Origin of the sequence: Bacillus sp. KICET-3 (assembly GCF_033261025.1) — a bacterium.
Lineage (GTDB): Bacteria > Bacillota > Bacilli > Bacillales > Bacillaceae > Bacillus > Bacillus sonorensis.
The window spans coordinates 4,221,786-4,234,671 of record NZ_CP137345.1 but is presented as its reverse complement, the minus strand read 5'-3'; the positions used below and the strand labels follow the sequence as shown (position 1 = coordinate 4,234,671).

The 12,886-nt window shown below is 47.7% G+C and carries 14 protein-coding genes; 10 read left to right on the top strand and 4 right to left on the bottom strand.

The features are described 5' to 3' along the window. Positions 1-13 precede the first annotated feature (13 nt). From R5H20_RS21645 to R5H20_RS21630, 4 genes are all read left to right on the top strand, one after another. Positions 14-865: a DODA-type extradiol aromatic ring-opening family dioxygenase gene (locus R5H20_RS21645; RefSeq protein WP_006639475.1), complete on the top strand. Its 852-nt coding sequence runs from the start codon at positions 14-16 to the stop codon at positions 863-865. A gap of 33 nt (positions 866-898) precedes the next feature. Continuing rightward, a complete protein-coding gene (locus tag R5H20_RS21640) occupies positions 899-2,263 on the top strand; it encodes an MFS transporter (RefSeq protein WP_317907702.1) in 1,365 nt (454 codons plus the stop codon). Positions 2,264-2,290: 27 nt separating this feature from the next. Beyond that, entirely contained in the window at positions 2,291-3,496 is a 1,206-nt protein-coding gene (pobA, locus tag R5H20_RS21635) for a 4-hydroxybenzoate 3-monooxygenase (RefSeq protein ID WP_006639473.1), read from the top strand. Between the two features lie 114 nt (positions 3,497-3,610). Continuing rightward, positions 3,611-4,456, top strand: a complete 846-nt coding sequence (locus R5H20_RS21630; RefSeq protein WP_006639472.1) for an octanoyl-[GcvH]:protein N-octanoyltransferase — start codon at positions 3,611-3,613, stop codon at positions 4,454-4,456. A gap of 37 nt (positions 4,457-4,493) precedes the next feature. On the opposite strand, the gene R5H20_RS21625 is transcribed toward R5H20_RS21630, so the two are convergent. Continuing rightward, positions 4,494-4,823 carry a YjdJ family protein gene (locus tag R5H20_RS21625; RefSeq protein ID WP_006639471.1) on the bottom strand — a complete coding sequence of 110 codons (330 nt, stop codon included), beginning with the start codon at positions 4,821-4,823 and terminating at the stop codon, positions 4,494-4,496. A gap of 108 nt (positions 4,824-4,931) precedes the next feature. Next, a complete protein-coding gene (locus R5H20_RS21620; protein ID WP_029419651.1) occupies positions 4,932-5,723 on the bottom strand; it encodes an RsfA family transcriptional regulator in 792 nt (263 codons plus the stop codon). A 219-nt stretch (positions 5,724-5,942) separates the two neighbouring features. On the opposite strand from R5H20_RS21620, the gene R5H20_RS21615 reads away from it, so the two are divergent. From R5H20_RS21615 to R5H20_RS21600, 4 genes are all read left to right on the top strand, one after another. Continuing rightward, complete coding sequence (locus tag R5H20_RS21615; protein ID WP_006639469.1) at positions 5,943-6,167, top strand: YuzB family protein; 225 nt, start codon at positions 5,943-5,945, stop codon at positions 6,165-6,167. Positions 6,168-6,402: 235 nt separating this feature from the next. Beyond that, positions 6,403-7,701, top strand: coding sequence for an HD domain-containing protein (locus R5H20_RS21610; RefSeq protein ID WP_006639468.1), 1,299 nt, complete (start codon positions 6,403-6,405; stop codon positions 7,699-7,701). A gap of 30 nt (positions 7,702-7,731) precedes the next feature. Further along, positions 7,732-8,232 carry a YwgA family protein gene (locus R5H20_RS21605; RefSeq protein WP_006639467.1) on the top strand — a complete coding sequence of 167 codons (501 nt, stop codon included), beginning with the start codon at positions 7,732-7,734 and terminating at the stop codon, positions 8,230-8,232. Positions 8,233-8,413: 181 nt separating this feature from the next. Further along, a complete protein-coding gene (locus tag R5H20_RS21600; RefSeq protein ID WP_006639466.1) occupies positions 8,414-9,220 on the top strand; it encodes a zinc-dependent metalloprotease in 807 nt (268 codons plus the stop codon). 42 nt (positions 9,221-9,262) lie between these two features. Here the strand turns inward: R5H20_RS21600 and R5H20_RS21595 are convergent, their stop codons facing one another. Beyond that, on the bottom strand, positions 9,263-9,448 hold the full coding sequence (locus R5H20_RS21595) for a 2-hydroxymuconate tautomerase (RefSeq protein ID WP_006639465.1): 186 nt from the start codon (positions 9,446-9,448) through the stop codon (positions 9,263-9,265). A 137-nt stretch (positions 9,449-9,585) separates the two neighbouring features. On the opposite strand from R5H20_RS21595, the gene R5H20_RS21590 reads away from it, so the two are divergent. Both R5H20_RS21590 and R5H20_RS21585 read left to right on the top strand, forming a co-directional pair. Further along, a complete protein-coding gene (locus R5H20_RS21590; protein WP_051056701.1) occupies positions 9,586-10,215 on the top strand; it encodes a site-2 protease family protein in 630 nt (209 codons plus the stop codon). Between the two features lie 12 nt (positions 10,216-10,227). After that, the gene (locus R5H20_RS21585; protein WP_006639463.1) at positions 10,228-10,743 is read left to right on the top strand and encodes a YwhD family protein; all 516 of its coding nucleotides are present in this window, start codon (positions 10,228-10,230) and stop codon (positions 10,741-10,743) included. 33 nt (positions 10,744-10,776) lie between these two features. On the opposite strand, the gene R5H20_RS21580 is transcribed toward R5H20_RS21585, so the two are convergent. Beyond that, a complete protein-coding gene (locus R5H20_RS21580) occupies positions 10,777-12,849 on the bottom strand; it encodes a transglycosylase domain-containing protein (RefSeq protein ID WP_006639462.1) in 2,073 nt (690 codons plus the stop codon). Positions 12,850-12,886: the final 37 nt, after the last annotated feature.

Below are 12,886 nucleotides of genomic sequence, written 5' to 3'. Positions count from 1 at the left end.
GGGAGGAATCAACATGTCGATCGAAATGGCGGCGCTTGTTCCGCACACACCGCGGATGTGTTTTGAAGAAAAAACGCCTGATTTTCAAAAAGAGCTTGTCAAAGGGATGAAGCGGCTTTCAGGGATCATTGACAGAATCCAGCCTGATGCGGTTGTCCTGATCTCATGCCACTGGACATCGAGTTTTGACCATCTGGTTGATGCAACACCCGAGCATAAAGGGGTTTTAACAGCACTGGAATGCCCGAACCTGATTTCTGATGTCCCTTATTCCTATCCCGGAGATTCCGAACTCGCGGCAGAGCTCGCAGAAGCCGGCGTCAAATCCGGGCTTTCCGTCATTCCTGTCGATGATCCGGCTTATTGCTGGGATTACGGAACGGTTGTCCCGCTTCGCTATCTCGTTCCGAAAGGGGATATCCCTGTCATTGATTTATCGGTGACACTGGCCGCGAATTTGGAAGAGACGTATCGCTGGGGGCAGATTGCCGGCAGCGTATTGAAAGAAAGCGGAAAGAAAACCGTATTTATCAGCAGCGGCGCCCTCAGCCACCACTTGGTGCGGGGGCCTGAATGCATGCCGACTTTGGCGGAACAGGCTCTTGATTCGCAATTTTTAACGTTTTTAACGGACAATGACCTGTTGTCAGCAAAGCTTATGCTGCCTCAATATGCGAAAAACGCCGGACTCGAAGCAGGCGGCCGTCATATTGCCATGCTGCTGGGCGTGCTTGAAGATGGCTGTAAAAGCACGTTTTACGGATATGGCCAATCATCAGGCAGCTCCAATGTCGTCATGGCGTTTGAACCTATGGGTGCCGCTGCGGGTTCCGGCCGGTCCGTGACACAAGGCGTTGAGCTCTGAGCGTTCATATCATGATGTCGAGGTGGAGGAAAAATGAGAAATCGCACGGTTCACCCCGGAGAGGTCATGGCGGCCAGCAAATTTAACAAAGTGCATCTGACCGTTTTTCTCTGGTGTTTTTTCGCCATCGCCTTTGATGGGTATGATATTGCGATGTACGGTGTCAGCCTGCCGTGGCTGATGGAGGAATGGAGTCTGACGGCCATCCAGGCCGGGGCGATCGGAAGCTATACATTGGTCGGCATGATGCTTGGCGCACTGCTTTTTTCACCGATCGCCGACAAATTCGGCCGCAAAAAGGTGCTCGGTCTCTGCATCTTTCTGTTCAGTCTGTTTACAGCGGCGTCCGGATTGATCGATTCTCCGCTGCTGTTTACGATCATGCGCTTTATCGCGGCTCTCGGGATGGGCGGTCTGATGCCGAACGCTATTTCCCTGATGACCGAGTATTCTCCGAAAAAAAACAGGGCGGTCATCGTCGCCGCCATGTATTGCGGCTATTCCGTAGGCGGGGTTTTGGCATCCCTTGTCGGCATCTTTGTCGTGCCGGGCACAAGCTGGAGAGTGCTGTATCTGCTTGGCGTGATTCCGCTGCTTGCGCTGCCTTTCTTTTTCAGGCAGTTTCCCGAATCTCTTTCGTTTTATATTTTGCAAAAACAAACGAAGAAATTGGCGAAGATTCTTAACAGCGTACATCCTCATGGCCGATACAGCGAAAGCGATGATTATCAATTTTTCAGCATGAAAGAGACAACAAAAGGGTTTCCTGTCAAAAAACTGTTTAAACAAAAGCGCGCTCCAAGCACATTCGCCTTCTGGCTCTCCGTGTTCAGCTGCCTGCTGATGGTCTACGGACTGAACACATGGCTTCCGAAAATGATGCAGGAGTCAGGGTACGGTCTTTCGTCAAGTCTGTCTTTCAATCTCGTCCTGTGTCTCGGACAAGCGGCAGGGGCTTTAATCGGCGGCTATTTGGCGGATAAGGCCGGACACAAAAAAGTGCTTGCCGGCATGTATCTGCTCGGCGCCTGCTGTTTTGCAGCCTTTGGCTTTACGACGCATCATGCGCTGCTGTACTTGCTGATCGGTTTGGGCGGAGCATGTACAGTAGGGACGCAAAACATTGCGAACCCTTATATTTCGGAATATTATCAAAAAGAAATCAGGGCAACCGGAATCGGCTGGGCATTGGGAATCGGGAGAATCGGAGCGATTATTGCGCCTTCTCTGTTTGCGTTTATTCTTTCGACAGGCATTGATCCGGCGCGGGCATTTATGACATTTGCGATTCCAAGCCTGATCGGGGCGCTCGGCATCATGCTGATTCAGGAAAATCACGCAAGCTTTGATTTGATGTCAAAGCCAAAAAGCGGCGGAATCAAATTACAAGCAAAATAAAAATGAACAAAGCGGGAGGAAAACAAGTTGCGGGCACAAATAGGAATCATCGGAGCGGGACCTGCCGGATTAATGCTGGCGCATTTGCTCAACCGCCGGGGAATTGAATCGGTGATCATCGAATCGCGTTCCCGGGAGGAGATTGAGCGGACGATCCGGGCCGGCGTTTTAGAGCAGATGACCGTCGATTTGCTGAATGAAACCGGCGCCGGGGAACGAATGATGAAAATGGGGATGTTCCATAAAGGAATCGAAATCCGCTTTAACGGCAAACGCCGCAGGATTGATATGCATGAACTGACAGGCGGGAAGTATGTCACGATCTATCCCCAGCATGAAGTCATCAAGGATTTAATTTCCGCACGGGTGAAATCCGGGGGGGAAATGTATTTTAGCGTTTCAAATGTGCGCCTTTCTGATCTTGATACGGCAGAGCCTACAATCACTTATTTGAATGAAAATCAGGAAGAGGAAGAGATCATTTGCGACTATATTGCCGGCTGCGACGGATTTCACGGTCCAAGCAGACAGAGCATTCCGGCAGACATCCGCAGAGAATACCAAAAAATTTATCCTTACAGCTGGCTCGGCATTTTGGCGGAAGCGCCGCCGTCAGCGCCTGAGCTTATCTACGCCCATCATGAAGACGGATTCGCTCTTCACAGTACAAGAACGCCGGAGATCCAGCGTTTTTACCTGCAGGTCGATCCGGCTGACTGTATTGAGGACTGGTCTGATGAACGAATTTGGGAAAAGCTACGTTTGAGGCTGTCAACCGATGATGAATGGAGATTGATCGAAGGTCCGGTCATTCAGAAAAACATCGTGCCAATGAGAAGTTTTATTTGTGATCCGATGCAATACGGGCGTCTGTTTTTAGCCGGTGACGCCGCACATATTGTACCGCCGACAGGAGCAAAAGGGCTGAATTTGGCTATGGCTGATGTCCAGGTCCTTGCCGGGGCGCTTCATGATTATTATGCAAACGGTGAAACAAGACGCCTTGAGCGATATTCAGCGGTTTGCCTGCGCCGGATCTGGAAAGCGGAGCGTTTTTCCTGGTATATGACATCAATGCTCCACAGGCATCACCATGACTCTCCTTTTGATTATCAAATCCAATTGGCTGAACTCGATCATGCCACATCATCAAAAGCGGCAGCTCAAAGCCTGGCGGAAAACTATGTCGGACTGCCTCTCGAACTAGAGGAACAGCCTTTAAGCGTCATTTGAATGGTCATGTTTCCAATGGTTTATAAATTCCTGCCTGAATGAGTACATCCCCTTTCCCGCAAATGGTATAATGAATGGTAGCGCAAATGCATAACGAAAGGGTTTACATCATAAATGGACAAGCAATTCATTGACTTACTGATCCAGCCGAAATGGAGAATCATCGATCAATCCAGTCTCGGCCCATATTTTGACGCAAAACAATCATTCGCGATCGATGACACACTGTGCGCGTCGGTCGGAAAGGGACTGTCCCCGGCGACCGCCCGCTCCTGGGTCCACCACGACACGATCGTCCTCGGGATTCAGGATACGAGGCTTCCATATTTAAAAGATGGCATTGCGTTTCTTGAGGAAGCGGGCTACAAGGTCATCGTCCGCAACTCAGGCGGACTTGCGGTTGTGTTGGACAGCGGAGTGTTAAACGTATCGCTTATTTTTCAGGACAAGAAAAACGGCATTGACATTGACCGCGGCTATGAGGCGATGTTTGAGCTGATTAAAAGGATGCTTGCGCCTTACAATGCAGAGGTTGAGGCGTATGAAATCGAAGGGTCGTATTGCCCGGGAAGCTATGATTTAAGCATTGACGGAAAGAAATTCGCCGGGATCTCACAAAGGCGCTTAAGAGGCGGGGTGGCTGTCCAGATTTACTTATGCGCTGATCAAAGCGGAAGCGAGCGGGCGGAGCTCATCAGACGGTTTTACGATATCGCTTTAAAAGACGAACGGGGCAAAACGAAAGCCGCTTACCCCGATATACGCCCGGAAACGATGGCCTCCCTCACAGAGCTTCTCAAGAAGGAGATCTCTGTCCAGGAGCTGATGCTCGCTCTTTTAACGGAGCTAAAGGATCTCAGTGGAGACATCTTTCAGGCGCCGCTGTCAGGCGAAGAAGAAGCCGAGTATGAAAAAAATCTTGTGCGCATGGTCGAACGGAATGAAAAGGTATTTGGATAGGAAAAACAAAAACGCTCCGGTGGATACCGGGGCGTTTTTAAGCTGTGCGAACATCTTTTTTTCGGCGTTTTCCGTATTTGAAAAGCAGCCAGCATGCAAGGCCAATGATGTAGATGAAGCTGCCGGCCATTAAAACGACGGTTGTCGGCGTATGTTTAGCCGCATAAACGAAAAAATCAAGCTGTGATATATCTCCCGCGTCCTTGATCGAATCAGCTCCATAGAGCAGTGTTGTGAATTTGGCTGAATACTTCCATTCCCATGGATCGTTTAAAAGCCCGCTTCCCTGATACCAGCTGGCCAGCGCAGAAAATAAAAACAGAATGGCAGCGGTACCGAACTGGACAATATACAAAACAAATTTCATCAGAAAATCCCCGCCCTTGTTCGTGTCTACGATTTATTATGAAATTCTTGGCACATAAAATCAAGGGATTGGAGAAAAATCCCCCTTCTAAAAAAAGGGGGAGAGAAGCTATTCGGCCATTTTTTCTAAATTTCCATTTCGGTCCATTTTAAAAGCTGGAGCAGCGTGTTCATCATCCTCAAATAAAACTAGTTTTCTTGCACGGTTCATGATTTTTACAAGCGTTTCGTAGTCTTCCTGAATGGTCGATTGATCCTTTTCAAGCTTCTTGACTTCCGCTTCAAGCTTGTCAACCTTTTTCGTGAGTTCTTCATTTTCCCGCTTTAAGCGGTCGTTTTCCATTTTTAAAGCATCTGTTTGTTCCTGATTTCCAGTATAGCTTTGCAAAAAGCGGATGACATCATCCATCGTCAAAGCTGAAGGGGCAGCTCCAGCCTGTCCGGCATTCGGCTGATTTGGCGATAAAAGATGCGACAAACTAGCTAACTCTTCTTTAAAGCTTTCATCAACATAAGGAAGATTTTCGCTTGAGATCGGGGCTTGTTCTTGACTTGTTTCCGCCTCTTTCGTTTTCGGCTGAACGGCTTCTTCGGCAGCATTTATGGCATCCGTTTCGACAGGAGGTTTGTACAGCAGCCGCTTTTTCGCAGGCTGGCCGTTGCCAAGAGCCCGCATCCTCTGTTTCCTCTGCTTTTTGGCCAGCTGCAAGGCTTTTTCATATTGATGCCGCACGACGGCGTTCCATCTAAAGCCGCAGGCGGCCGATGTCCTGTTCAATCTGTCTCCGACTTCCTCAAAGGCGTTCAGCTGTGTGCTTCCTTCCCTGACATGCCGCAGAACGGTTTCGGCAAGCAATAAATCATTTTCCTCAGACCATGCGTCTTGTCTTTGTTTCATCACTTCTCAACTCCCAATATTAGTATTGGTATTAGAGTGTCCAATTTGGAAATATTTATACAAGTTTGCTAAAAGAATAGGAAGCGATTTTTTTAGCGGCCGCTCCTTGCAGGAATGAAAGAATCCTTGTAGAATGAAGGATGGTGTCATTTTTATTACAGCTCGGCAAAACGAAATGCCTTCCATAAAGACAGATGAACAAAACGAAAGGAAGCGTATGAAATGGCTAATGAATTTCGAGTGTGTGACGATTGCCAGGCCACAAATTTAAAGACGCTTTTGCCCCGGCTGAAGGAAATCGATCCGGATGCGAAAGTGGAAATCGGCTGCCAGTCTTATTGCGGTCCTGGACGAAAAAAATCGTTTGCTTTTGTCAATAATCGTCCTGTCTCAGCTCCTACTGAAGACGAGCTGATCGAAAAAGTGAAAAAGAAAGTTAAAAAATAACCGCCTCCCTGATGGGTCAGGCGTTTTTGCTTGTTTTCCGGCTTTTCTTGCATATTGGAACAAGTTCTTGGATAAATTCAAGGATGTTTTCAAAAATCAGACCCGATATAATAGAAACAGACCTAAAAGAGGACGGGCCGATCGGGTAACATTATTGTCGGCAGTACACTTTGATGAAAAAGAACGGATTGGCATGCAAACATTTTGCCTCACGTTTAAAAAAAGAGGGACACAAATGGCGTATCCAAACGGAAAATTATCAGAAGAAAAGGTATTTAAAGACCCTGTACACCGCTATGTCCATGTACGGGACAAGCTGATTTGGGATTTGATCGGAACACGCGAATTTCAAAGGCTGCGCAGAATCAAGCAGCTGGGGACGACCTATTTGACATTTCACGGCGCCGAACACAGCCGTTTTAATCATTCTCTCGGCGTCTACGAAATTGTCAGGAGAATGGTTGACGACGTGTTCAAAGGCAGGGAGGAATGGGATGACGGCGAACGCGACCTTTGTCTGTGCGCCGCGCTTTTGCACGATTTGGGGCACGGGCCGTTTTCTCATTCATTTGAAAAAGTATTCCGCCTCGATCATGAAGATTTTACAAGGGCGATTATTTTAGGCGATACAGAGGTTAACAAGGTGCTCGGAAAAGTGAGTCCGACATTTGCGAAGGATGTCGCTGAAGTCATTGCAAAAACCTATAAAAATAAACAGGTGGTCAGCCTGATATCAAGCCAGATTGACGCTGACCGCATGGACTATCTGCAGCGCGACGCATATTATACCGGCGTCAGCTACGGGCATTTTGACATGGAGCGGATTCTTCGCGTCATGCGTCCGCGCGAAGACCAAATCGTCATTAAGCAAACCGGAATGCATGCTGTCGAAGACTATATCATGAGCCGCTACCAAATGTATTGGCAAGTATACTTCCATCCGGTGACAAGAAGCGCGGAAGTGATTTTGACGAAAATCCTTCATAGAGCAAAGCAGCTTCATCAGGAAGGCTACATTTTTACGCATGCCCCTGTCCACTTTTATTCCATTTTTGAAGGAAATGTCACATTGGAAGATTATTTAAGTCTTGATGAATCGATTATTCTTTATTATTTCCAAGCATGGGAAAAAGAAGAGGATGAGATTCTGTCTGATTTATGCCGCCGTTTCATTAACCGCAGACTGTTCCAGTATGCCGAATTTAATCCGAATGAAGAAATGGCGACTTACTTTGAACTGACCTCGCTGTTTAAAGAATCAGGCATTGATCCCGATTACTATCTTGTGGTGGATTCTTCATCAGACCTTCCTTATGATTTCTACAGACCTGGAGAGGAAGAGGAACGTCTGCCGATCCAACTGCTGACCCATGGCGGTCAGATTAAGGAACTGTCGCGGCAGTCTGATATTGTGGATGCGATTTCCGGCAAGCGGAGGACAGACCATAAGCTTTATTTTCCGCTGGATCTCATCGAAGGGCTGTCAGCCGGCCGGCACGCAAAAAGAATCAAAGAATTGCTTGGACTGACATAGAAAGAAAAGGATGAAGGAGATGTCGGGGATTTGTTAAAAGAACATGCAAAGCTGATGAAGGTGTTCTCAGATTCGGGGGAGATTATCGGGCGAAAAAAGCTGCAAAAGATCATTTATATCGCCAAGAAACTCGAGCTTCCATTCTATGAAAGGTACGACTTCCACTTTTACGGACCGTACTCGGAGGAGCTGACGCTGCAGGTTGAAGAACTGTGCAATCTCGGGTTTCTCCATGAAGTCAAAGAGAAAAAAGGCGGATATTATCAATACCGGTATTCTCCCACCGAGTCAGGAAGGCAATTTTTGAGCCAGTGTGAGCTGGATATGCAGGATATCAAACCCTATATTGATGATGTAAACCGCCAGTCTTCGCGTTTTTTGGAGCTGGTCGCCACGATCCTTTATTTTGAAGGACTGGATCAGCATGAAATCAGAGAAAAAGTGTTTACCATTAAAAGCAAACAGCGCTACACGGATGAAGAGTTTGATGAAGCTGTCGCTTACATAGAAAAACTGAGAAGCCTATGTTAAAAGACCTGTCGGACGACAGGTTTTTTTGTTGTATTTTGTCGATTGTTTGGGAGTTGTAGGGATATAGAAAGAAAGCAGTAGAAAGAACATATGCTATACGGCCTCTTTTTATCTGAATTGAAGGAATTTTCAGATGATTGGAAGAATTTATAATTCGTTCAAAAAAAAGGAGGGGTTGAAAGTGAAAAAACGTTCTTTATTTTTTTCTCTACTATTGTCCGCCGGTTTGCTTCCCGGAATAACGGCAGGAGCCGCCAAAACAAGCGGCCACGATCATGGCCACGCACATGAAGCAAAAGGAAACTATGTCGAATCATTGCCGAAAGCTAACAGTTTTAAAGATTTGAACGGTAAAGTTCAAATTGAAAGAACAACGGTCACGAAGATACTGGATGAAAAAGGGGATGTCACCGGAACGAAAACGTTCAAAAAGAATACAAGCGGAGGGGAATTTTCAACACAGGCATCAACAGGGACCCAAAAGGTAAGCGTTCTGGCTGTGGCGGATGCCCAGTATCGCGCGAAATACGGTGACTGGCAGACGAGAATCGTCCAAATCGTCGAGCAGGCTGATGTGATGTTCAACCGCGATCACAGCATTGATTTTGTCGTGGAGGCTGTAGCGCCCTGGACGTCTATCGGCGGCAACAGCTCTCAGATTCTCTCAAACCTTCGAAGCAGCTTCAGCGGAGGAAAGTATAAATTTGTTGTCGGGTTTACCGCCAACAGCAAGTTCGACGCCGGCGGCATCGCATACGTGTACAGCAGCAAGCCGAGCGGCAGCGCATACAGCGTCAACCTCGATCAGGGAACGGCCAATACCGCCAAAGCGGCTACACACGAATTTTCCCATAACTTCGGTTTGAATCATGATGCACAAGGAAGCGGGATTCGCTGCATTATGAACTACGATTATGCGTATACCGCCGATGTCTGGGATTCGGCCCACAACAGTCAGATCTCAAACAACAAGGCTTGGTATAAATAATCAAAAAGGGCGCCCTGCATGAAGCGGCAGGCGCCTTTTTGATTATAGATCGCTCATTCGTTTACCGGCCACGCCATAATGTTCTTTTTTCATCTCTTCAATAATGACAGCGATTTTTTCTTTCGGCGCCCCCGTTGTTTCAGAGACGGCTTCTGTCACTTTCTCGACAAGGTTTCTTTTTTGTTCGTCAGTGCGTCCTTCCAGCATTTGTACGGTTACATACGGCATATTGATTCCTCCTTTGAAAAAATGGTCGTTCACTTTAGCATCAGTTGCTCTTATAGTATACTTAAGATAGCAAATCTTTGTATACGGGAAAGAGGGAAAATGCCATTTTAGACCGTTTTTTGATATATCCGCTCGAAATGATTCCATATGTCGTATTGACGCTTGCCGCCGCATTTACCGTGCATGAAGTCGCCCATGCGTATGTGGCGTATAAATTTGGCGATGAAACGGCCAAACGGCAGGGAAGGCTGACGCTGAATCCCCTCAAACATCTTGATCCGTTTGGGACGATTTTGATATTTTTGATGGGGTTTGGCTGGGCGAAGCCCGTACCCGTCAACCGCTTTTATTTTATAAAGCCGAGGCTTGCCGGATTTCTCGTCTCGATTGCCGGCCCGATCAGCAACCTTGTTCTTGCTTTGCTCGGTTTTGTTTTGTTAGTGTTATCTGCAAAGCTGACTTCTGTGCTGCCGACTGCTTTTTATCACGGATTGTTTCAGTTTTTTACGATTTGGATTAATTTAAATCTGCTTTTATTTCTTTTTAATTTGATGCCGTTTCCGCCGCTTGACGGCTTCCGGGTTATACAGGACGTCGTCGCGCCTGATGTGCGGGCGAAGCTGACAAAGTATGAGGCTTACGGCTCGATCGTTTTTCTGATTATCGTCATTACGCCGCTTGGGCAATATGTATTCTGGCCATTTCTCAACGATGGACGGGAATTGATCATATCGATATTCAACATCGTTTTTCGGCCGCTGATGTAGGAGGTATTTTTGATGGAACAAGGAAAAAAGAAAAAAACAATCGGCTTCAATATCATTAAAAGCGACCCCACCGATGGACACGGAGGATTTGGAGCGGGCTCGCTCAGTCTTGACAACATTTCGCCCGTCATTGTCGACGTGACCGAAAAGGAAGCGTTTGTTGATATTGGCGCTATGCATGCAAGAAGCACTGTCGAGAAAGGGATCAAATTTCTTCCGAATAAAGAGGAGGTGCCCAATGGGAAGCCTTATTGGCTTGTCTGGGTCACCATTGACCGCAAGGAGGAAGGCCCTTACTACGCAGGTGTGACGGCTTGTGAAATGACGGTGGACAGAAGCATCCGCCGCGGCTATAAATCGCTTCCGGAGCATGTGAATTTGATGGATAAGTCCATGAAGCGGAAGATTATCGTCGATCATATGGATGAAGATTCAAAAAGCGTGCTTGGCGAGTTTTTGAAAAAACACGATCAGGGGCTTTGGGATCGTTCGTCAGATGAGCTGAAAAAAGGACTGCTTCAGGAATAGACATGCAAAACCCCCGGGTAAGGGCCCGGGGGTTTATTCATCTCTCCTGAACCACTTTTCCCACCATTTCTTCCGTTTTTGCGGTTTTGCGGGACTGTCCGGTTCGGCTTTTTTATGCTGATAGGTTTCTTTGCCAAAGCAAACCTGGCTCGGCTCGGTTCCTTCGATAAAATAGGCGAGATGCTTGGACGGACAGCTCGGAGCCGCGGCATACCCTGTAGAGGGATCGATATACATGCTTTTTACGCCTTCAGGCGGTTCTAATGCGGCCGCTGGTTCATCTTTAAGGGCTTTTTCCATGAACTCCGCCCAAATTTGTTTGGCATAATTTTTTTCTTCTACGATATCGATCGTCCGCTCCTTGTCATAGCCGGTCCATACGCCTGAAGCCAGGCCCGGATGAAAACCGATCATCCAGCTGTCCGTACTGGTCGTTCCCGATTTTCCGGCATATGTCCGGGTCAATTGATCGGCGATCGTCCGTCCGGTTACGGATGTGTAGCCGTTCAGTGATGGATCAAACATGCCGGTCATCATGGCAGCCGTAATAAAAGCGGCTTTTGGATCAAGAATTTGCTTATGGCGGTCCGGTTTTTCATACAGCACCCTGCCGTTTGAATCGGTGATTTTCGTAATGAAAGACGGCTCGATTTTCTTTCCGCCGTTTGCCAGCATGGCGTATGCATTCACCATTTCAATCGGCTTCACCGGCGAAGTGCCGAGAGCCAGCGAAGGCACTTTTTGCAGCGGACTTGTAATGCCGAATCGCTTGGCAGCATCCATCAGTTTGTCCATTCCGAGAAAAAGGTGTGTTTTTACGGCGTAAATATTATCGGACAAAGCGAGGGCCTGAAGCAGGGTAATCGGACCGTCCGCGTAATAGCCATGGTAATTGCTCGGAGAATATGCGCCTCCATTTCCGAGTTCAAATGTCGTTTCCGCGCTTTTCATTCTCGTTGCCGGTGTGAAGCCGTTTTGAATCGCGGAATAGTAAAGAAAAGGCTTCATCGTTGAGCCGGGCTGACGCCGCGCCTGTGTCACGCGGTTGAACGGACTTTTTTGATAATTCCGCCCTCCGACGAGAGCGAGGACGTTTCCGTCATCAGGATTGACTGCGGCAAAACCCGCTTGAATGCCGGACTCCGGATCGATTATATGGTTGATCGTCTTTTCGGCGATTTTTTGCAGGCGGGGGTCGAGCGTCGTATACACGTTGTACCCGCCGGTTTCCGCCTGCTCCGGCGTCAGGTTCAGTACGCGGGCGATTTCTTTGACAGCCTCATCGTAAAAGTATGGAGCGGTCTTTGCCTCTGTTTGCTGTTGTTGTTTTTCATATGTGAGCGGCATGTCTTTTAATGTTTCCGCCTGTTTTTTGGTCAGTTTGTTTTCTTTCTCCATCATCGTCAAAATCATTTCCTGCCGCTGCTTCGCTTTTTGTTCATGAACAAAAGGCGAATAAACCGACGGTCCTTTCGGAATGCCGGCAAGCATCGCAGCCTCGGCTGCATTAATATCCTTGGCCCGCTTGCCGAAGTAAAGGCGTGAGGCTGCTTCGATTCCATAGGCTCCGTGCCCGTAATAAATCGTATTTAAATAGCCTTCCAATATGTCTTTCTTTGAATAGTTTTGTTCGAGCCGTATCGTGTAAAAGGCTTCAGTCCACTTTCTTTTCCATGTTTTATCATGGCCGAGGTAGAGGTTTCTCGCATATTGCTGGGTAATGGTGCTGGCTCCCTGGACCTTGGACATCGCTTTCAGATCGGCAATGGCGGCGCCGGCCATCCGCACATAATCAAAACCGTGATGCCGGAAAAAATTCCGGTCTTCAACGGTCAGCGTTGCATCGATGACAGCGGGATTGATGTCTTTAAGCGGCACCCAATACCGCTTTTGTCCGTAATGGGTTTCACCCATCTGTTTTCCGCTGCCGTCATAAAGCACGGTTGATCTCGGCACCTGAACGGAAGGAGCCCCCTGCCAGCGTGCGGCCAGAATCACCGTCATGATGATGATTGAAAGGAAGAGCAGCATCAATATTCCCATGAACAAAAAAGCCCGTATCGTTTTGATGGTCAAACGGACCCGCTTGTTCGTCATCATGTCCATGCTAAAAATCTCCTCTCAGATTATCAAATGTTCTTAT